The 19,898-nt window shown below is 67.6% G+C and carries 15 protein-coding genes, 1 other RNA gene and 1 pseudogene; 3 read left to right on the forward strand and 14 right to left on the reverse strand.

The features are described from left to right. Window positions 1-21: 21 nt before the first annotated feature. Window positions 22-435 (forward strand): DoxX family protein, encoded by a 414-nt coding sequence (locus ABDV69_RS07880; protein ID WP_343573067.1) that lies wholly within the window; start codon window positions 22-24, stop codon window positions 433-435. A 3-nt stretch (window positions 436-438) separates the two neighbouring features. On the opposite strand, the gene ABDV69_RS07885 is transcribed toward ABDV69_RS07880, so the two are convergent. The 8 genes and pseudogenes from ABDV69_RS07885 to ABDV69_RS07920 all read right to left on the reverse strand — a co-directional run bounded on the left by ABDV69_RS07885 (window position 439) and on the right by ABDV69_RS07920 (window position 11,760). Continuing rightward, complete coding sequence (locus ABDV69_RS07885; protein WP_343573068.1) at window positions 439-1,572, reverse strand: epoxide hydrolase family protein; 1,134 nt, start codon at window positions 1,570-1,572, stop codon at window positions 439-441. 24 nt (window positions 1,573-1,596) lie between these two features. Further along, window positions 1,597-1,923: pseudogene (locus ABDV69_RS07890) on the reverse strand (LLM class F420-dependent oxidoreductase); the annotation flags it as partial. A gap of 4 nt (window positions 1,924-1,927) precedes the next feature. Next, on the reverse strand, window positions 1,928-2,566 hold the full coding sequence (locus ABDV69_RS07895) for a PaaI family thioesterase (RefSeq protein WP_343573069.1): 639 nt from the start codon (window positions 2,564-2,566) through the stop codon (window positions 1,928-1,930). A 49-nt stretch (window positions 2,567-2,615) separates the two neighbouring features. Beyond that, window positions 2,616-5,588, reverse strand: coding sequence for a bifunctional [glutamine synthetase] adenylyltransferase/[glutamine synthetase]-adenylyl-L-tyrosine phosphorylase (locus ABDV69_RS07900; protein ID WP_343573070.1), 2,973 nt, complete (start codon window positions 5,586-5,588; stop codon window positions 2,616-2,618). 58 nt (window positions 5,589-5,646) lie between these two features. Next, complete coding sequence (gene glnA / locus ABDV69_RS07905; RefSeq protein WP_343573072.1) at window positions 5,647-6,984, reverse strand: type I glutamate--ammonia ligase; 1,338 nt, start codon at window positions 6,982-6,984, stop codon at window positions 5,647-5,649. A 48-nt stretch (window positions 6,985-7,032) separates the two neighbouring features. Further along, entirely contained in the window at window positions 7,033-8,586 is a 1,554-nt protein-coding gene (locus ABDV69_RS07910) for an alpha/beta hydrolase (protein WP_343573074.1), read from the reverse strand. A 171-nt stretch (window positions 8,587-8,757) separates the two neighbouring features. Then, a complete protein-coding gene (locus ABDV69_RS07915) occupies window positions 8,758-10,320 on the reverse strand; it encodes an alpha/beta hydrolase (RefSeq protein WP_343573076.1) in 1,563 nt (520 codons plus the stop codon). A gap of 30 nt (window positions 10,321-10,350) precedes the next feature. Next, window positions 10,351-11,760, reverse strand: a complete 1,410-nt coding sequence (locus tag ABDV69_RS07920; RefSeq protein WP_343573077.1) for a wax ester/triacylglycerol synthase family O-acyltransferase — start codon at window positions 11,758-11,760, stop codon at window positions 10,351-10,353. 185 nt (window positions 11,761-11,945) lie between these two features. Here ABDV69_RS07920 and panB point away from each other — a divergent pair, with 185 nt between their 5' ends. Next, the gene (gene panB / locus ABDV69_RS07925; protein ID WP_343573078.1) at window positions 11,946-12,782 is read left to right on the forward strand and encodes a 3-methyl-2-oxobutanoate hydroxymethyltransferase; all 837 of its coding nucleotides are present in this window, start codon (window positions 11,946-11,948) and stop codon (window positions 12,780-12,782) included. A 44-nt stretch (window positions 12,783-12,826) separates the two neighbouring features. Continuing rightward, on the forward strand, window positions 12,827-14,302 hold the full coding sequence (locus ABDV69_RS07930) for a CYTH and CHAD domain-containing protein (RefSeq protein WP_343573079.1): 1,476 nt from the start codon (window positions 12,827-12,829) through the stop codon (window positions 14,300-14,302). Between the two features lie 5 nt (window positions 14,303-14,307). Here the strand turns inward: ABDV69_RS07930 and rnpB are convergent. The 6 genes from rnpB to cobC all read right to left on the reverse strand — a co-directional run bounded on the left by rnpB (window position 14,308) and on the right by cobC (window position 19,841). Beyond that, window positions 14,308-14,702, reverse strand: an RNA gene (gene rnpB / locus ABDV69_RS07935) — RNase P RNA component class A. A 200-nt stretch (window positions 14,703-14,902) separates the two neighbouring features. Beyond that, window positions 14,903-15,808, reverse strand: a complete 906-nt coding sequence (locus ABDV69_RS07940; RefSeq protein ID WP_343573081.1) for a DMT family transporter — start codon at window positions 15,806-15,808, stop codon at window positions 14,903-14,905. 31 nt (window positions 15,809-15,839) lie between these two features. Further along, window positions 15,840-16,931 carry a bifunctional RNase H/acid phosphatase gene (locus ABDV69_RS07945; RefSeq protein ID WP_343573083.1) on the reverse strand — a complete coding sequence of 364 codons (1,092 nt, stop codon included), beginning with the start codon at window positions 16,929-16,931 and terminating at the stop codon, window positions 15,840-15,842. Further along, window positions 16,928-17,662 (reverse strand): zinc ribbon domain-containing protein, encoded by a 735-nt coding sequence (locus ABDV69_RS07950; RefSeq protein WP_343573085.1) that lies wholly within the window; start codon window positions 17,660-17,662, stop codon window positions 16,928-16,930. Before ABDV69_RS07950 ends, ABDV69_RS07945 begins: the two co-directional genes overlap by 4 nt. After that, the gene (locus tag ABDV69_RS07955; RefSeq protein WP_343573087.1) at window positions 17,659-18,798 is read right to left on the reverse strand and encodes a Nif3-like dinuclear metal center hexameric protein; all 1,140 of its coding nucleotides are present in this window, start codon (window positions 18,796-18,798) and stop codon (window positions 17,659-17,661) included. Before ABDV69_RS07955 ends, ABDV69_RS07950 begins: the two co-directional genes overlap by 4 nt. Beyond that, on the reverse strand, window positions 18,795-19,841 hold the full coding sequence (cobC, locus tag ABDV69_RS07960; protein ID WP_343573089.1) for an Rv2231c family pyridoxal phosphate-dependent protein CobC: 1,047 nt from the start codon (window positions 19,839-19,841) through the stop codon (window positions 18,795-18,797). Before cobC ends, ABDV69_RS07955 begins: the two co-directional genes overlap by 4 nt. Window positions 19,842-19,898 lie beyond the last annotated feature (57 nt).

The following is a 19,898-nucleotide window of genomic DNA, read 5'->3' on the forward strand; positions in this document are numbered from 1 at the left end:
CTAGACACATATTGTGTGCGCATGGCGCAAAATCTCGAGACCCGACCCAATCCGTATCTGCCGAGCGCCTTGTCGGTATTCAGAGTGATCTTCGGGCTGTTGTTTCTCAGCCACGGGCTATCCTCGGTGATCGGCTGGCCGGCCGCGAGTCATGTTGCGCCCGTGGCACAGTGGCCGGAATTCTACGCCGGCTGGATCGAGCTGATCACCGGTGCACTGATCACGTTCGGGTTGTTTACCCGGCCCGCGGCGTTGCTGGCCTCCGCTGAGATGGCGTTCGCCTATTTCACCGTCCACGTCCCGCACGGGTTCTGGCCGATCAACAACCACGGCGAGGACTCGGTGATGTTCTGCGTCGCCTTTCTGCTGCTGGTCTTCACCGGCGGCGGGCGCTACGCGCTCGAGGGCCGACGGCGAGGCCGGTTGCGGCGCTGATCTTTACCGCACCGTCGCGAAGAACGCGCGGACGTCGTCGACGAATAAGTCCGGTTGCTCGAACGCCGCGAAGTGGCCGCCGCGTGGCATCGTCGTCCAGTGCGTGATGTTGTAGGCCGCGTCGCACCAGCTGCGCGGTATGCGCAGGATTTCCTTCGGGAAGGCCGCGACTCCGGTCGGCAGCTCCACCCGGCCGTCGCTGACGAACCGGTTGAAGCTTTCCCAGTACAGCCGGGCCGACGACGCACCGCTTGCGGTGACCCAGTACAGCATCACGTTGTCGAGCAATTCGTCACGGCTGAACACTTTTTCGGGATGCCCGTCGCAGTCCGCCCACGCCCAGAACTTCTCGACCACCCACGCCAGCTGCCCCACCGGTGAATCGACCAGTCCATAACCCAGCGTCTGCGGCCGGGTGGACTGCTGCTTGGAGTAGCCGGTCCCCCATTTGCGGTGTTCGGTGAACGCGGCCAGGGCCTGCTGATCGTCCTCGCTGAAATCGCCGGACCCCGCCTCGGCTTTGGCGGGCTTGGCGATCGGCATGTTCAGGTGGATGCCCACGCAGTGACCGCCGTTGCGGCCGATCTGGGTCGTCACCGCCGCGCCCCAGTCACCGCCCTGGGCGCCGTAGCGGCCGTAGCCGAGCCGGCCGGCCAGCGTCTCCCACGCCTCGGCGATCTTCTCGACACCCCAGCCGGTGCCGGTGGGCTTACCGGAAAACCCATAGCCGGGCAGCGACGGGCAGATCACGTGGAAGGCATCCTCGGCGCGGCCCGACGGCGGGTTGACCAGCGGCTCGATCACCTTGTGGAACTCCACCACCGAACCCGGCCAGCCGTGCGTGATCAGCAGCGGCAGCGCGTCCTCGTGCGGCGACCGCTGGTGGATGAAATGAAGGTCAAGGCCGTCGATTTCGGTGACGTACTGCTCGAAGCGGTTCAGCGCGGCTTCCCGCGTGCGCCAGTCGTAGCCGTTGGCCCAGTAGTCGGCCAGCTCGCGGGTGTAGCCCAGCGGGATGCCCTGGCTCCAGTCGTCGACGGTCTCGGACTCCGGCCACCGGGTGCGCGCCAGGCGCTCGGCCAGATCGTCGAGAACGGCGGCGGGGACGTCGATGCGGTACGGCTTGATTTCCGACATGGCCTTCATCATGCAGGCCCGCACTCAGCCGTCGAGGGCGAGGTCCTTGCGGAACCGTTTCATGCCGTCGACCTTCTGCGCCAGCGTGGCGTCCGGCCCGGAGTAGAACATCCACGGCATGGTCAGGATCCCGGAGATCCCGGCCTGCTCCGCCCGCTGGTAGTGCGCGGTGGTGAACGCGTCGGTCAGCGGGGTGAGGATGGTGAAATCGTGGATCTGCAAACCCTTTTCGGCCCACAGCTCGCGTAGCCGGTTGGCAGCCGTGAGCGCCTGGTCGGTGTTGATCAGGTCACCGATCCAGCCGTCGTGGCGGGCCGCGCGGCGCAGCGCGATCTCGCTGAGCCCGCCGAGAACTTCATTCGGCGGCCCGCGCCCAGGACGGTTTGACCGTCAAGAAGATCCCCTCGGCCTCGACGGTAATTCCGTCGGCGTCGGCAAGGTGGCCGGAGACAAAGGATTTGACACCTTCGGTGCGCTCGACAGCGGCCTCGGCGCGCAGACGGCCCAGCGGCGTGCCGCGGACGAAACGGAGCGTGAGGGTGCCGGTGAACAGTGGCTTGGTCAGGCCCGCGCTGGCTGCCTCGCCGAGCACGTGGTCGAGGACCAAGGCACAGACCCCGCCGTGCGCCCAGCCGGGCGGGCCCTCGTAGGCAGAGTTGAGGGTGAACTCGCTCCAGCAGGAGGTGGCGTCGTCGCCGTGCTGGATGGTCAGCGGCGGGGCGATCGCGTTGCGCAAGCCGATCACCGCGTTGCCCCACACCACCGGCCGTCCCCCGACCGCGTGGTGCACGACCCCGACCTCGTCACGCTGCCTGCTTCGCAGCGCTTCCGTGGCCGACCGGATCGCGGTGCGGGCGGCCTCGATGGAGTCGGACTCGACTTCGGTCCGCAGCGCCGCCTCGATCAGTTCGCGCACGTCCTCGGTGAGCGGGCGGTAGATCGCCGCGAGCCGATCGTGTTCGTCGGCGCTCATCGCCTGGTAAGGGAATTCCACGCTTCTTTACTAACACCGAGGCCTGCCCTACACCGCGCCCGGGGCTGGCTCATTCGTCGAAGATCTTGTGCACGACCGCCTTTGCGCGCCGCGTCACCCTAAGGTAGTTGTCCAGGAATTCGCCACCGTCACCGTTTCTCGCCCAGCCGGCCGCCACCGCGACGGTGTTGAGCAGCCGCCCGGGCCCGGGTAGCTGGTCGCTGGGCTTACCTCGAACCAGCACCAGCGCGTTGCGGGCCCTGGTCGCGGTCAGCCACGCCTCCCGCAGCAAGTCGGCGTCCTCGCCTGCGATCAGGCCGGCCTCGGCGGCGGCGTCCAGGCTCTCCAGCGTCGAGGTGTTGTGCAGCGCCCCGATCTCGCTGGCATAGCGCAGTTGCAGTAGCTGCACCGTCCACTCGATGTCGGCCAGTCCCCCGCGGCCCAACTTGGTGTGGGTGTTCGGGTCGGCGCCGCGTGGCAACCGCTCGGAGTCGACCCGTGCCTTGATCCGACGAATCTCGCGGACCGCCTCGGCGGACATCCCACCGGAGGGGTAGCGCGTCTTGTCGACCATGTGCAGGAACCGCTGGCCCAGCTCCGCATCACCGGCGACCGCATCGGCCCGCAGCAGCGCCTGGATCTCCCAGGGCTGCGCCCACTGCTCGTAGTAGGCGGCATACGACGCGAACGTGCGGACCAGCGGACCGCTACGACCCTCGGGCCGCAGATTGGCGTCGACCTCCAGCGGTGGGTCCGCACTGGGGGTGCCCAGCAGCGCGCGGATCTGCTCAGCCACCGTCACCGCCCACTTCACGGCGTCGGAATCCTGAACACCATCGGCCGGATCGCAGACGAACAGCACGTCGGCGTCGGACCCGTAGCCGAGTTCGCGGCCGCCGAGGCGGCCCATCCCGATCACCGCGATCGCCGCCGGGGCGTTGCCGCTGTCGGGCAGGTTCACCCGGATCACCGCGCCCAGCGCGGCCTCCAGCACCGCGACCCAGACGGCGGTGAGCGCCGCGCACACGTCGGTGACGTCGAGCATGCCGAGCAGATCAGCCGATGCGACGCGGGCCAATTCGCGGCGGCGCAGCGAACGGGCAATGGCGATGGCGCGAACCGGGTCGCTCTGCCGGCCGGCCGAGACCACCAGCGCACCGGCCACCGCCTCGGGGTCAACGTCGAGCAACTTCGGCCCTGCCGGCCCGTCGCTGTAGTTCTGCACGACCTCCGGCGCACGCATCAGCAGCTCCGGCACGTAGGTCGAGGTGCCCAGCACGTGCATCAATCGCTTGGCCACCGAAGGCTTGTCGCGCAGCGTGGACAGATACCAGCGCTGCGAGATCATCACGTCGCTCAGCCGGCGGTAGGCCAGCAGCCCCGCATCGGGATCAGGGGTGCCGGACAGCCAGTCCAACAGTCGGGGCAACAGCACCGACTGCACCCGGCCCCGGCGGCCGCTCTGGTTGATCAGCGCCGACAGGTGGGCCAGCGCGCTCTGCGGAGCGTCGTAGCCGAGGGCCGCCAGCTGGCGCTCCGCGGCCGCTGGTGTCATCCCCTCGGAGAACTCCAGGCCTTCTGGCGCAAGCGATTCCAACAGTGGTTGGTAGAACAGCTTCGTGTGCAGCCGCGACACCCGCAGGTGGTGACGTTTCAGCTCCTCGCGGAGCACCTCGAGCCTGTCATGGCTGCCGTCGGGGCGGACGTGCGCCGCCCGGGCCAGCCAGCGCATCGCCTCGTCGTCGTCGGACGCCGGCAGCATGTGGGTGCGCTTGAGTCGCTGCAACTGCAGCCGGTGTTCCAGCAGGCGAAGGAACTCATACGACGCGGTCAGGTTCGCCGTGTCGTCACGACCGACATAGCCGCCGGCGCCCAGTGCGGCCAGCGCGTCGACCGTCGAGGACACGTGCAGCGACTCGTCGTTGCGGCCGTGCACGAGTTGCAGAAGCTGCACCGCGAACTCGACGTCGCGCAGCCCGCCGGTGCCGAGTTTGAGCTCACGAGTTCGGACGTCGGCGGGTACCAGCTGCTCGACGCGCCGGCGCATCGCCTGGACCTCGGGCACGAAATCCGCACGCTCGCAGGCGTTCCAGACCATCGGCAGCAGCGTATCGATGTACCGCTTGCCCAACTCGGAGTCCCCGGCGGCCGGACGCGCTTTGAGCAGCGCCTGAAACTCCCAGGTCTTGGCCCACTGCTGGTAGTAGGCGACATGCGAGTCGAGGGTGCGGACCAATTCACCGTGCCGGCCCTCCGGGCGCAGCCCGGCATCGACCTGGAAGAAGGCTTCCGAGGCCAGCCGCATCATCGCGCCGGCGATCCGCGCGGAGACCTGGTCGGCTGGCTCGGCAACGAAGATGACGTCGACGTCGCTGACGTAATTGAGTTCGCGCGCACCGCATTTGCCCATCGCGATGATCGCCAGCCGCGGCGGAGTGGCATCGCCGCAGACGGTAGCCTCGGCGACAGACAGCGCCGCCCCGAGCGCGGCGTCGGCGAGGTCGGCCAGATGGGCGCCCACCGATTGGAAGGGCAGCACCGGCTCGTTCTCGACGGTCGGCGCCAGATCCAGCGCAGCCAGCACCAGCAACCGGTTGCGGTACAGCTTGCGCAGCCGCCACGCAGGCGACCCCGCAGCGGTAGAGGGTTCGGCAACGCATGCGGCAAAATCGGCCCGCAATTTCTCGGGTGACGGCAGCTTCACGTTGCCCCGCAACAGATGCCAGGCCTGTGGATTGGCGACCAGGTGATCCCCCAACGCCAACGACGACCCGAGGACACCGAACAGCCGGCCACGCAGGCCGCGGTCGGTGGACAATGCTTTGTCCAGCTCAGCCCACATGTCGCCGAGCGCCTCGCAGAGCCGGACCATCGCGCACAGGGCGGCGTCGGCGTCGGGTGCCCGCGACAGCGACCACAGCAGATCAATGCGCGCTTCGGTGTTCCAACCCAGCTGCGCCACATTGGCGCTCGCGCGTTCGTCGACCAAACCGAGGCGGCCGAGGCTGGGGACCTTCGGCCGTTCTGTCACTGGTTGGTTCATGTCTTTGACGGTAGCGCAGCCGTGTAGATCTGGATGCGTCCTGATCACCGGCACTTGTCTACAGCGAGAGGTAGGTCTTCAGCTCATAAGGCGTGACGTGGCGGCGGTAGTTCGCCCACTCGGCGCGCTTGTTGCGCAGAAAGAAGTCGAACACGTGCTCCCCCAGCGCTTCTGCGACGAGTTCGGAGCCTTCCATGGCCCGCAGCCCCTCGTCGAGGCTGGACGGCAGTTCGCGGTAACCCATCGCGCGGCGCTCGGTCGGGGTGAGGTCCCAGACGTTGTCCTCGGCCTGCGGGCCCAGGACGTAACCCTTCTCCACGCCGCGCAGCCCAGCCGCCAGCAGCACGGCGAACGCCAGGTAGGGATTGCAGGCGGAGTCGGGGCTGCGCACCTCGATGCGGCGCGATGAGGTCTTGTGCGGGCTGTACATCGGGATTCGAACCAACGCTGAGCGGTTCGCCGCGCCCCACGACGCCGCGGTGGGCGCCTCGCCGCCGAGCACCAGCCGCTTGTAGGAGTTGACCCACTGGTTGGTCACGGCGCTGATCTCGCTGGCGTGCTCGAGGATCCCGGCGATGAACGATTTGGCGACGTCGGAGAGCTGTAGCGGGTCGTCCGGGCTGTGGAATGCGTTGACCTCGCCCTCGAACAAGCTCATGTGAGTGTGCATGGCCGAGCCCGGATATTGGCCGAAAGGCTTGGGCATGAACGTCGCCCGCGCTCCCTCGTTCAACGCGACCTCTTTGATCAGGTAACGGAACGTCATCACGTTGTCGGCCATCGACAGCGCGTCGGCGAAGCGCAGGTCGATCTCCTGCTGGCCGGGCGCACCTTCGTGATGGCTGAACTCGACCGAGATGCCCATGGATTCCAGTGCGTCGATCGCGTGGCGACGGAAGTTGGAAGCGGAGTGGACGGCCTGATCGAAGTAGCCCGCGTTGTCGGCTGGCACCGGTTCGGTTCCGTCTTCGGGACCGGCTTCCAACAGGAAGAATTCGATCTCGGGATGCACGTAGCAGGAGAAACCCAGGTCGTTGGCTTTGCCTAGCTGACGACGCAGAACGTGGCGCGGGTCCGCCCACGACGGCGAGCCGTCGGGCATCTTGATATCGCAGAACATCCGGGCCGAGTGGTGATGACCGGAGCGCGTGGTCCACGGCAACACCTGGAACGTCGACGGGTCGGGATGGGCGACGGTGTCGGATTCCGAAACCCGGGCGAAGCCCTCGATGGACGACCCGTCGAAGCCGATGCCTTCTTCGAACGCGCCCTCAAGTTCGGCGGGTGCGATCGCGACAGACTTGAGGAAACCGAGCACATCGGTGAACCACAGCCGGACGAATCGAATGTCCCGTTCCTCCAACGTGCGGAGCACGAATTCCTTTTGACGATCCATACTCCGAACAGTATGCACACAGCGTTAAATTTGTGTTACCGGCGCGGCTTAACACCGTAAGTTTCCTGGCTCGATGCCGTCGACCAAGTAACGCACCACCGCGTTGTCCACACACTCGTTTCCGTTGAACGTCACGGTGTGCTGGGTGCCCTCGAAACTGATCAGATCGGCGCCCAGTTGGTGGGCCAGATTGACACCGGCTTGGTAGGGGGTCGCCGGGTCGTGCGTGGTGGACACGACGATGACTTTGCCGGGGGCCACCGGTGCGACCGGATGCGGCGCCGATGTCGCCGGCACCGGCCACAGCGCGCACAGGTCGCGCGGTGCGTGACCGGTGAACTGGCCGTACGACGAGAACGGCGCGACCTGACGAATCCGCTGATCGGTGTCGGCCCATGTCGCCGGGTCAGTCGGCTCAGGCGCGTCGACACAGCGGATCGCGTTGAACGCGTCCTGCGAGCTGTTGTAATGCCCGTGCGCGTCGCGACCGTAATACTCGTCGGCCAACACCAGCAGATCCCCGGGATCGGTACCGCGTCGCAGACCGAGCAGCCCACTGGTCAGGTATTTCCAGAACTGCGGGGTGTAGAGCGCATTGATGGTGCCCGTGATCGCGTCGGAGTAGCCCAGGGGACGGCCTTCGGATGTCGGCGCCGGGTGAGCCACCAGCGGGTCGATCAACTGGTGGTAGCGGACGACCCACTGGTTGGGGTCGGTGCCCAGTGGGCAGTCGGTCGAGTGGGCGCAGTCGGCGGCGTAGTCGTTGAACGCGGTCTGGAACCCGGCCTGCTGGTTGATCAGCTCGTCGATCGGGCCGATGCTCGGGTCGATGGCGCCGTCGAGCACCATCGCCCGGACGTGGTCACCAAAGCGTTCGAGGTAGGCGGTGCCCAGTTCGGTGCCGTAGCTGTAGCCCAGGTAGTTGATCTGGTCATCACCGAGCGCCTCGCGTACCGCATCCATGTCGCGGGCGGCAGAAGCGGTTCCGACGTTCTCCAGGAATACTGAGCCGTTGCGGGCGACGCAGCGCGCAGCGATCTGCCGGTAGACCTGCTCGATGTGCGCCACACCCGCCGGGCTGTAATCGACCATCGGATCGCGGCGGTAGGCGTCGACCTCGGCGTCGGTCTGGCAGCGCACGCTGGGCGTGGAATGGCCGACGCCGCGCGGGTCGAAGCCGACCAGATCGAAACGGCGGCTGACTTCGGAACCCACCAGGTTCGGTCCCATGGCGGCCACCATGTCGACCGCCGACGCCCCGGGCCCGCCCGGGTTGACCAGTAACGCGCCGATCCGCGGCCCGGTCGCCGGAATCCGGATCACCGCAAGTTGCGTTTGCGCGCCGGCGGGATTCGCGTAGTCGACTGGGACGTCGACCGTCCCGCACTGTGCCCCGGGCACGTCATCGGGGCTTTTGACCAGCTGGCTGCAATTCCCCCAATTCAGCCGCGGCGCCGAGGCCGGCTGCGGCGCCGCCGGGCTGGGTGTCGGGCCCGCGTCATATCCGGGCGTCGCTCCGGACAGCGGCGCCGCGGAAACCGCCACCGACGTCGTCAGCATGAAAGAAAGCAGCGCTGAGCTCATCCGTCTCATGCGCCACATGGTGATCAATCGTGGCATGCGTCGGCCACAGACCGGATCGGTATCGGTCACACGTTTGTCTCGTTATCGACCACGCGGCCGTGATGTTTCGTGCCGAAGCCGATCGCGGGCGGTGCTAGGTCCAACGGTCCGACTCCTCCTCAGAGCGTTCCGCCCCGCATCGTCGGCGAACTAGCACTTGGCTCCCTTCGACGGCACAGTACCGCTGACGAGGTAGGCCGTCGCATAGTCATCGATGCAGCTGTTGCCCTGGAACACCACCGTGTGCTGGGTGCCGTCGTAGGTGAGCAGCCCACCCTTCAACTGGGTGGCCAGGTCGACGCCGGCCTGATATGGCGTGGCCGGATCGTGGGTGGTGGACACCACCAGCGTCGGCGTCAGACCCCGCACCGAAATGCTGTGCGGCTTGCTCGTCGGTGGTACCGGCCAGAACGCGCAGGTGCCAAGAGGCGCGTCGCCGGTGAACTTTCCGTAGTTCATGAAGGGCGCGACCTCGCGGGAGCGGCGGTCCTCGTCGATGACCTTGGCGCGATCCTTGACTGGCGGCTGGTCCACACAGTTGACGGCCACCCGCGCGTCGGTGGAGTTGTTGTAATGGCCGCGCTTGTCTCGACGCATATACAGGTCGGCCAATTCGAGCATGACGTCGCCACGGTGATGGGACATCTCGGTCAACGCGCTCGTCAGGTGGTGCCAGAACGTCGGTGAGTACAACGCCATGATGGTGCCGATGATCGCGTCGCTGTAGCTCAATCCGCGCAGATCTTTGGTGGGCATGGGTATACCAACCATCGGGTCGTTCTTGTCGACCATCGGGTAGACCAAATCGTGGTAGACGTCAACGGCTTTGGCCGGGTCGGTGCCCAACGGGCAGGTCGGCGATTTGGCGCAGTCTTTCGCGTAGTCGTCGAAGGCATCCTGAAAACCCTTGGCCTGCCGCAAGTCTGACTCGACCGGGTCGGCATTGGGGTCGATGGCGCCATCGAGGATCATCGCCCGGATGTTCTTCGGGAAGGCTTCCGCGTACGCGGCGCCGATCCGGGTACCGTAGGAGTAACCCAGGAACGTCAGCTTGTTGTCGCCCAACGCTTCCCGGATGGTGTCGAGATCGCGTGCGACGTTGTCGGTTCCGACGTTCGCCAAGAACTTCTTGCCCATCTTGGCGACGCAGCGGGCGACGTACTCCTTGGTCTCCTCCTCGATGTGCGCCACACCCGCCGGGCTGTAGTCCGCCTGTGTTTCGGTGCGCAGCCGGTCGTTGTCGGCATCGGAGTTGCACCAGATCGCGGGCCGCGAAGTCGCCACCCCGCGAGGGTCGAAGCCGACTAGGTCGAATCTCTCCCGGATCTGCGGCGGCAACGACTGCACGAGCCCCACGGCGGCCTCGATGCCGGACTCCCCCGGGCCACCGGGGTTGATCACCAGCGAGCCGATCTTGTCCCGGGTTGCGGGGAAGCGGACGAGTCCCAGGGTCATCGCATCGCCATTGCGGTGGCGGTAGTCGACAGGCACGGCGAGTTTGCCGCATTGGGCGCCACCCGGCAGCTTCGCCGGGACACCACCACCGGCGACGCGGCACGGGCCCCACTCCACCGGCTGGCCGATTTTGGGCCCGTACATCACCGGGTGCCCCTTCACGACCTGCGTGCAGCCGGCCACTGTCACCGCGACGACCGTCATCACGGTCCAGATCAGCATCGTGCGCGCAATCTTGCCGCGGCGAGGAATCCCCATGCCAGACATGGTGCCATGCGTCAGCGCGGGCTACGGGTCGCTAGACGTCTGCCGTGTCGCGAGCAGCAGTTCTTCCATCCCGACCGCAAAGTCGTCGGCCAATTCCCACAGGTCGGGCAGCAGCTCGGGGCAGGCGATGATCCCGACGTCGAGTTTGCCGGTCAGCGACATCACGGTGATGTTGAGGCCCGAGCCCTGGAAGATCGGCCCGAGCGGATACATCGCCTTGACCTCGTTACCCAGGAAATACAGCGGCACCTGGGGTCCGGGCACATTGGAGATCACCAGGTTGTGCACCGGCATGCGCTTGGTGAGGCTGGTCCGAGCGTAGGCCCGCATCGCCATCCCGAACACCGCGGGCGCGGCGAACTGTGACCAGTCCTGCAAAAGCGTTGCCTTGATCGCCGAACTGTGCTGTTTGGCAACCGAGTTCCCGTCAGCGATGGCCTTGATCCGCTCGACCGGGTCGGCGATGTGGGTCTGCAGGCTGGCGAACATGCCCGAAACCTGGTTGCGCCCAGGCCGGTCCGACTTGCCGTGCACCGATACCGGCACCATCGCCACCAGCGACGAATCCGGCAACTCGCCGCGGTCGAGCAAAAATTGCCGCAGGACGCCCGACACCAGAGCCATCACCACGTCGTTGACCTTGACCCCGAAGTAGTCCTTGACCCTCTTGACGTCCTTGAGGTCCAACTGCGCGTAGGCGATGTTGCGATGTGAGGTGATGGTGTCGTTGAACGCTGTCCGCGGCGCCGCGAACGGCGGTGCCATCGTCTGGCCGCTGCGTGCCCGCAATACCGTCTTGACCACGGTCGATGCAGTGTCGGTCAGCGCATTGGCAAAGCGCAGCGGCCTGGCCGCGAATTTCACCGCACCGGTCAGCGCGATCTCGAGCTCATTGGCGCCGCCGACGCCGTCGACCGGGTCAGGGGCGGGGGCGTCGGCCTCGGTGCTGCACAGCTGAGACATCAGGTTGGCGCCCGTCACGCCGTCCACAGCGGCGTGGTGCACCTTCGTCATCACGGCCAGCCGACCGCCCTGCTGGGCGTCGGTGCCCGCGACACCCTCGATCACCCACATCTCCCACAGCGGGCGGGTGCGGTCCAACGGCAGCGAGGCGATATGGCCGGCGATCTCGGCGAGCTCGACACGCCCGCCCGGGGGCGGCAGACCAATCCGATGCAGGTGCCGATTGACGTCAAAGTCGATGTCCTCTACCCACACTGGATGGTCCAGATTGAAGGCGCTGTCGGCCAGTTTCTCGCGGAACTCCGGCATTGCCTTGATCCGCACCGCCAGTTCGTCACGCAGCCGGTCAAAGGTGTAGCCGTCCGGCATCGTGGAGGTGTCGAGTTCGAGAATCGAGCAGACATGCAACGGCTGTGCAGGGGTTTCCAGATACAGGAAGCTGGCGTCGAGTCCGCTGAGGCGCTGCATGCGCCGATGGTATGTCCGCCGCCAAGGGGTGGTATCGGAATTCCCACGATGAGCCTCGCTGTGAGGAAGTCCACCGGGGCCAGCAGTCCACAGAGTCGGCCTGAAGTGGCACACTGATCGGGTCAGACGAACCCGGGGACCCGAAAAGGCCTCGAGGATCGACCAGACCACAACTAGGGACAATGATGTCTGATCAGACTGTTTACGGCGCCCATTCCTCGAGCCCGCGGGCCAAGACCCGCATCCACCACCTGCAGAAAATGAAGGCCGAAGGCGACAAGTGGGCGATGCTCACCGCCTACGACTACTCCACCGCCCGGATCTTCGATGACGCCGGCATCCCCGTGCTGCTGGTCGGCGACTCGGCCGCCAACGTCGTCTACGGCTACGACACCACGGTGCCGGTCTCCGTCGACGAACTGATCCCACTGGTACGCGGCGTCGTGCGCGGCGCACCGCACGCCCTGGTGGTCGCCGATCTGCCGTTCGGCAGCTATGAGGCCGGCCCCGCCGCCGCACTCGACGCCGCGATCCGCTTCATGAAGGAAGGTGGCGCGCATGCGGTCAAGCTGGAAGGCGGCGAGCGGGTCGCCCCGCAGATCGCGGCGCTGACCGCCGCCGGCATCCCGGTGATGGCGCACATCGGCTTCACCCCGCAGAGCGTCAACACCTTGGGCGGTTTCCGGGTGCAGGGTCGCGGGGACGCCGCCGAGCAGACCATCCACGACGCGATCGCGGTCGCCGAAGCCGGTGCGTTCGCCGTGGTGATGGAGATGGTGCCGGCCGAACTGGCCACCCAGATCACCGGCAAGCTGACGGTCCCGACAGTCGGGATCGGCGCCGGCCGCAACTGCGACGCCCAGGTGCTGGTGTGGCAGGACATGGCCGGCCTCACCGACGGCAAAACGGCCAAATTCGTCAAGCGCTTCGGTGACGTCGGCGGCGAATTGCACCGTGCGGCAACACAGTACGCGGTCGAAGTCGCGTCCGGGACGTTTCCTGGCGACGAGCACAGCTTCTGAGCATCGCCGTTTAGCTGTCCCCTGGATGTGGCACGCTAGCTGCCATGTCCCCCACCGGCCCGTCGCGCCATCTCGAGGTCGAGCGCAAGTTCGACGTCGACGCCGCCACCCCACCGCCGGCATTCGATGGCGTTGCGGGCGTCACCCGGGTGGAGCACGCCGAGACCCAGACGCTGGATGCCGTCTACTTCGACACCCCGGATCACGATCTGGCATCCAACCGAATCACGTTGCGCCGCCGCACCGGTGGCCCCGACGCAGGCTGGCACCTCAAGTTGCCGGCGGGCCCGGACGCGCGCACCGAGGTGCGGGCGGCACTGGACGACGGTGAGCGGCACGAGGTGCCGAGCGAACTACTGGACGTGGTGCTCGCGATCGTCCGCGACCGCCCGGTGGGCCCGGTGGCACGGATCAGCACCACCCGAAAAGTTCAGCTGCTGCACGGCGCCGGTGACGCCGTGGTCGCCGAGTTCTGCGACGACCAGGTCGCCGCGGGCCAGGGCGCCGATGGCGCTACCGCCCAGCAGCGCTGGCGGGAGTGGGAACTCGAACTCGTCGGCGACGGGGCCGACGCCGAGCTGATGAATCGGGTGTCCGATCGGCTGTTCGACGCCGGCGCGAAGCCGTCCGGCGTCGGTTCGAAACTGGCGCGGGTGCTCGGCACGTCGCCGAAGGGCCTGCCGGCCGAGGCGTTTCGGCGGGCAATGGCCGAGCAGATCGGCGAGCTACTGGTGTGGGATCGCGCGGTGCGCGCCGAGGCCGACGACGCCGTCCACCAGATGCGGGTGACGGCCCGCAAGATCCGCAGCCTGCTGCAGGCCTCGCCGGATTCCTTCGGGCTCACCGGCGATGCGCCGATCATCGACGAACTTCGGGAGCTGGGCAACGTGCTCGGCGTCGCCCGCGACGCCGAGGTGCTGGCCGACCGCTACCGCAGCGCGCTGGACAACGTGCCGCCGCACCTGGTCCGCGGGCCGATCCGGGCGCGGCTGGTCGACGGCGCCGACCAGCGCTACCGCGTCGGCCTTCGACATGCGTTGGCCGCCATGCGGTTACCCCGATACTTTCGTCTGCTCGACGGGCTGGACGCCGTGGTCGCCGAATCCCCGTCGATCGACGACCGGCCCGCCCCGACCACCGTCGTCGCCGCCGCCGGAAAGAAGGTCCACCAGGCGGCCAAGGCTGCCCGACGGGCTGGCGGAGACGCCGATCGTGACAGGGCAATACATCGAATCCACAAGCGCACCAAGCGTCTTCGCTACACTGCAGATGCCACCGGCGCAAAGAAGGTGTCCAAGCGTGCCAAAAAGCTGCAGTCGGTGCTCGGCGACCATCAGGACAGCGTGGTCAGCCGTGCCCATCTGGTCCAGCAAGCCGACGCGGCGCACGCCGCGGGCGAAGACACCTTCACCTACGGGCTGCTCTATCAGCGCGAAGCCGAGTTGGCGGCCGAACGTCGACAACAGCTCGAGCCGACGCTGACCAAGCTGGTCGCAGCGGTGCGCAAGCTGTCGAGCTGACGGGGCGGGCGAGTTGGCCTGTAAGCCGGATTCTGTTCCGCATCACCAGGTGACGCGGCGGCGACCATCCATCTGGACACACCGTCGCCGGGTGCCTCGAGCGGTCTACCCGCAGGCTCGGGCGAGCAACCCTCAGACACCTGCGCGACCGCACCGGAGTGCGGTCTTCTTGACCTTGCTTCGGGTGGGGTTTGCCTAGCCACTCCGGTCACCCGGAATGCTGGTGCGCTCTTACCGCACCGTTTCACCCTTACCACCGCGAAGGTGGCGGTTTGTTTTCTGTGGCACTTTCCCGCGAGTCGCCTCGGATTGCCGTTAGCAATCACCCTGCTCTGTGAAGTCCGGACTTTCCTCGACTCGGCGCCCCGTGAGCCCGAGCCGCGGCCGCCCAGCCAACTCGTCCGCGCTAACACCGTACTCGTTATGGAATCGGCCGGCCAGCGGCTATCCCGGCGTGAACGCTCCACACATTCTGAGCACCCCGGACAGCCGAAGGACGGTGGCGCCCACGCGCGTAGGTCGTACTTGTCAACAGCATCCTTCGCCGTTGTTTGGACATAGAAGCACATCGACGCCAGAGCATGCCCACCGAATGCTCGGCTATAGCGACATCTCTGGCTGCGCGGACTTTTTAGCCAACAGACCGGACACGGCCGAGTCGCGGCCCAATGCGATCGTCGCCGCGGTCATCGCGGCGACAGCCAGCACCAGGATCACCGCCCCGGTGCCCCGCACCACCAGGTACTCGCCGAGAATGACGACACCCAGCAGCACCGCCACCACCGGCTCACCGACCAGCATGATGGGCACCGACGCCTGCAACGCGCCGGCGTGAAATGCATACTGCTGCAGGACAGTTACCGTGAGCGCGAGCGCCACCAGCAAGTAAGGCGCCGGCACGGTCAGCAAACCATGCCAGCCGTGGGCGACGAGTCGGTGCGTGCTGACCTTCGTCAACACCGCGACCATGCCGAGAAGCACCGCGACGCCGCCGGCCAACAACATCGCGCGCCGCCGCCCGTCGGATCGACGCGCGGCCAGCACGCAGATGACCACCACCGGCAACGAGGTGCTCAACGCCACACTCCAGGCCTGCACCGGCGCCCGATAGTGACCTTCCCGCGGCTGACCCACCAGCACAAACATCGTCAGCGCCGCCGTCAGCAACAGCGCCCAAACCCAATCACGACCTCGCACATGCTGATTGGAGAATCGCGCGCCGAGTGGCAGGACAAACAACAGCGACGACACCAGCAGCGGCTGCACGAGCAACAAAGACCCGTGCGCCAACGCCAGCGCCTGGAATACGTATCCACCGACTGCGCTCAGTGTTCCGAACCACCACGCCGGCTCGCGCACCCACGACGGCACGATTGCGCCCGAGTCCGCCAGATTCTCGGCTTCGGACACGATGGCCCGCTGCCGCACCACGATACCGACCGCCGCGAAAAACGCCGCGAGCAGCGCCGCCCCGATGGCAAGTGCGTGCGATGCTAACCATTCCACGGTTGGCCCACTACCCCAACGTCGTCGATCTCTAACCCAGATAGCCGGTCTGATTGACCAGCCGGACCGAGGACTCGCCGTCGGGGTAGAACTCCGCGATGCTCAGCGACGCCAGGTCCAGATGCAGCCGGTAGAGGATGCCCGGCCCGGCGTCGAGCGCCTCGCGCAGCAGCATCTTGATCGGCGTCACGTGCGACACCACCAGCACCGTGCTCCCGCCATGCTCGGCGATGATGCGATCCCGCACCCGGCAGACCCGCTCGTCGACGTGATCGAAGCTTTCCCCGCCGGGCGGCTCGGTGCTGGTGTCGCGCAACCATCGTCGATGTAGGTCGGGGTCGCGTTCGGCAGCCTCGGAGAACGTCAGGCCTTCCCACCCGCCGAAGTCGGTTTCGACCAGGTCGTCGTCGACCGCGACGTCGAGACCCAGTCGCTTGGCGGCCGCCGTCGCCGTGTCGTGGCAGCGCTGCAACGGCGAACTGATCACCGCGGCGACGCCGCCGCGAGCCGCCAGGAAACTCGCAGCCGCGTCGGCCTGCTGGCGGCCCAGTGCGGTCAGCGGTGGATTGCCGCGGCCCGAATAGCGCCGCTGCACCGACAATTCGGTCTGTCCGTGCCGCAGTAACAGCAGCCGGGTGGCGGCACCGCGTGCGCCGCTCCACCCCGGCGGCGATTGCGTCTCGCTGATAGTGGGTGTTGGGCGGGGTTGCGTCGACATGTCGGCGGCGGCGTCCATGGCCTCGTTGGCCAACCGGTCGGCGTGCGAGTTCTCCGCCCGCGGGATCCACGCATAGCTGATTCGGTCGAATTGCGACGCCAGCGCGCGGGCTTCAGCGTTCAGCTCGACAAGGTCGGGATGCTTGACCTTCCAGCGGCCGGACATCTGCTCGACGACCAGTTTGGAATCCATCGACACCGCGACGGCGGTGGCGTGCAGTTTCGCCGCTTCTTTCAAACCGGCTATCAGGCCGCGGTATTCGGCGACGTTGTTGGTGGCCTGTCCGATGGCCTGCTTGGCTTCGGCCAGCACGACCGAGCGGTCCGCACTCCACACCACCGACCCGTAGCCCGCCGGTCCCGGGTTGCCGCGCGATCCCCCGTCGGCCTCGACGATCACCTTCACCGGTTTACACCCGTCAGCCGCAACATGATTGCACTACATTCGGGGCAGCGCAGCACCTCGTCCTCGGGGGCCGCCGAGATCCGGGCCAACTCACCACGGTCGATCTCGATACGGCACGCCCCGCAGCGGCCGCCTTGCAGCAAAGCCGCCCCGGGGCCGCCGGCGGCACGCTGCCGCTCGTAGAGCGCCAGCAGATCGGGAGCCAGCCCGGCGGTGAGTTCGTCGCGGCGCGACAAGTGCACCCGGCGATGGTGGTCGATGTCGGCCAGGGTGGTGTCGATCGCCCGCTGCGCGGCGGCCAGATCGGCGTGCAAACCCTCGGCGACTGCCACCTGAGCCGCCTGCTGCGTCTGCAACTGCTCGCGCCGCTCCATCACCTCCAGCAGCGAATCCTCCAGGCTGGACTGGCGTCGTTGCAGCGTCTCCAACTCGTGTTGTAGCTCCATGAGTTGTTTGGAATCTGCCACCGACTGCAGCAGCGAGCGGTCCCGGTCTTCGCGCTGGCGTACGCCGTCGATCTCCGACTCGAAGCGCGAAACCTGAGTATCCAAGTCCGCCAACGCGATCTGCAGCGCGCCCAACCGGTCGTTGGCGGCGACCTGCGCAGTTTGGATCCGCTCGCGGTCGGCGTGCTCGGGCAGGTGGCCGGCCCGGTGGTCCATCTTGGCCAGTTCCGCGTCCAGCTCGGCAACTTCGAGCAGCGACCGCTGTTGTGCGACTTCGGCTTTCATGTGTCCTCTCCCCCGGCGAAATTGTCGATGTTCCAGGGATCCGTGCGAATCGGGCAGACGTCCACCGACAAGGCGGACCCGAATGCCGACCGCAGCACGTCGGCCGCCTGTTCACACCAGGGGAATTCGCTGGCCCAGTGGGCGACGTCGATCAGGGCCACGTCGGAGGCGCGGCGATGCTCGTCGGCCGGATGGTGTCGCAGGTCCGCCGTCACGTAGGCCTGCACCCCGGCGGATGCGGCCGCGCCGAGCAGCGAGTCGCCCGCGCCTCCGCACACCGCGACGCGCGACACGCTCGTGTCCGGGTCGCCCGCGGCCCGCACTCCCCACGACGTTTGCGCTAGACCCGCTCTGACCCGAGACACGAACGTGCTCAACGACTCTGGCTGCGGCAGCGATCCGATCCGGCCCAGCCCGACAGCACTGGGCAGCGGCGCCAGCGCGACGACGTCGAAGGCCGGCTCCTCGTACGGATGCGCTGCGCGCATCGCGGCCAGCACCTGACCTCGCAGTCGGGTGGGCGCGACGGCCTCGACCCGGTCCTCGACCACCCGCTGCAGCGCGCCGACGCTGCCGATCGCCGGGTTCGCGCCGTCATGGGGCAGAAACTGTCCGGTGCCGGTGACACTCCAGCCGCAGTGTGAGTAGTCACCGATCTGACCGGCGCCGGCGGCAAAGATCGCCTCCCGCACGGCATCCGCGTTAGCCACCGGCACGAAGATCACCCACTTGTCGAGTTCGTGGGGGGCCGGCCCGGGCTCCAGGACCGCCTCGACGGTCAACCCGAGCGCGTCCGCCAACGCATCCGAGACACCCGGTGACGCCGAGTCGGCATTGGTGTGCGCGGTGAACAACGAACGGCCAGAACGGATCAGGCGGTGTATCAACGCGCCCTTCGCGGTGCTGGCGGCCACCGTGTGCACTCCGCGCAACAGCAAGGGATGGTGCGCCAGCAGTAGGCCGCCGTCGGGCACCGCGTCGACCACCTCCGCGGTGGCGTCTACCGCGACAGTCACCGAACTCAGCGTCTCGTCGGGGTCACCGCAGACCAGGCCGACCGAATCCCAGGGCTGGGCTAGCCCCGGCGGGTACGCCGCATCCAGCGCCTCGATGACCGCGCCCAACCGAACCGTCATCGCGCCACCCCGCTGGCCGCGATCGCTTCGACGAGCAGCGGCCACTCCGGCCGCACCGCGGCACGCAGATAGGGGCCGTCCAGTCCGACGAACGTGTCGCAGCGTCGCACCGCAATTCCCCGGGTGTGCAGATGCTTTCGCAGCAAGGCTGCGTCGCCGACGGTGAACAACACGAACGGCGCGTCGCCGTCGACGGTCTCGACGCCGACCGAGCGCAAACCCGCGACCATCTCGGCGCGCATCGCCGTCAGCTGCCGCGCCCCCGCCTCGGCTTCGGCTACCGCCGCGGGCGCACAGCATGCCGCGATGGCGGCCATCTGCAGGGTGCCGATCGGCCAATGCGCACGGCTCGCGGTCAAGCGCGCCAGCACGTCCGGTGCACCCAGCAGGTAGCCCACTCGCAGTCCGGCCAGCGCCCACGTCTTGGTCAGGCTGCGCAATACCAGCACATCCGGCAGGGACTCTCCGGCCAGCGTCGCCGGTTCGCCCGGCACCGCATCGGCGAACGCCTCGTCCACCACGACGATGCGGCCGGGGCGCCGCAGCGACAAGATCTGTTCGCGGGTGTGCAGGACCGCGGTCGGGTTGGTCGGGTTGCCGACCACGACCAGGTCGGCCTCGTCGGGCACCCGTGCGCCGACCAGTCCGAACGGCGGGTCGAGCACCAGGTGCTGCACCGCGACGCCGGCGGACCGCAGCGCGGCATCCGGTTCGGTGAACGACGGCGCGATCAGCGTCGCGAGCGTCGGGCGCAGGTTGGCCAGCAAGGCGAATCCCTCGGCTGCGCCGGCCAGCAACGCGATCTCGTCGACGGCGCGGCCGTGCCGGGCGGCGACGGCCTGCAGCGCGCGGCGCTCGTCGGCCGCCCCGGGGTATCGCCCGAGGTCGGACAGCCGGGACGCCAGCCGATCCGTCAGCCAGGTGGGCGGCTGGGTGTGGCGGACGTTGACGGCGAAATCGAGCATGCCGGGTTCGGCGGCCCGATCGCCGTGGTAGCGCGCCGCAGCGAGCGGAAACGACTTGCTCGACTCCAGACTCGCCACAGCTGAAACAGTAACGACCTCGCCTCGCGGCCGGGTATCGGGACACGGTCACCGGCC

This window comes from Mycobacterium sp., from assembly GCF_039583785.1.
In the GTDB taxonomy this organism is placed as follows: domain Bacteria; phylum Actinomycetota; class Actinomycetes; order Mycobacteriales; family Mycobacteriaceae; genus Mycobacterium.

Coding starts and splice junctions, on each gene's coding strand:
- ABDV69_RS07915 (WP_343573076.1), bottom strand. CDS start 10,320: ATGGGGATTCCTCGCCGCGGCAAGATTGCGCGCACGATGCTGATCTGG.
- ABDV69_RS07950 (WP_343573085.1), bottom strand. CDS start 17,662: ATGAAAGCCGAAGTCGCACAACAGCGGTCGCTGCTCGAAGTTGCCGAG.
- ABDV69_RS07880 (WP_343573067.1), top strand. CDS start 22: ATGGCGCAAAATCTCGAGACCCGACCCAATCCGTATCTGCCGAGCGCC.
- glnA (WP_343573072.1), bottom strand. CDS start 6,984: ATGGATCGTCAAAAGGAATTCGTGCTCCGCACGTTGGAGGAACGGGAC.
- ABDV69_RS07955 (WP_343573087.1), bottom strand. CDS start 18,798: ATGACGGTTCGGTTGGGCGCGGTCATCGAGGCGCTGGATGCGGCGTAC.
- ABDV69_RS07930 (WP_343573079.1), top strand. CDS start 12,827: ATGTCCCCCACCGGCCCGTCGCGCCATCTCGAGGTCGAGCGCAAGTTC.
- ABDV69_RS07885 (WP_343573068.1), bottom strand. CDS start 1,572: ATGTCGGAAATCAAGCCGTACCGCATCGACGTCCCCGCCGCCGTTCTC.
- panB (WP_343573078.1), top strand. CDS start 11,946: ATGTCTGATCAGACTGTTTACGGCGCCCATTCCTCGAGCCCGCGGGCC.
- ABDV69_RS07900 (WP_343573070.1), bottom strand. CDS start 5,588: ATGAACCAACCAGTGACAGAACGGCCGAAGGTCCCCAGCCTCGGCCGC.
- ABDV69_RS07910 (WP_343573074.1), bottom strand. CDS start 8,586: ATGTGGCGCATGAGACGGATGAGCTCAGCGCTGCTTTCTTTCATGCTG.
- ABDV69_RS07920 (WP_343573077.1), bottom strand. CDS start 11,760: ATGCAGCGCCTCAGCGGACTCGACGCCAGCTTCCTGTATCTGGAAACC.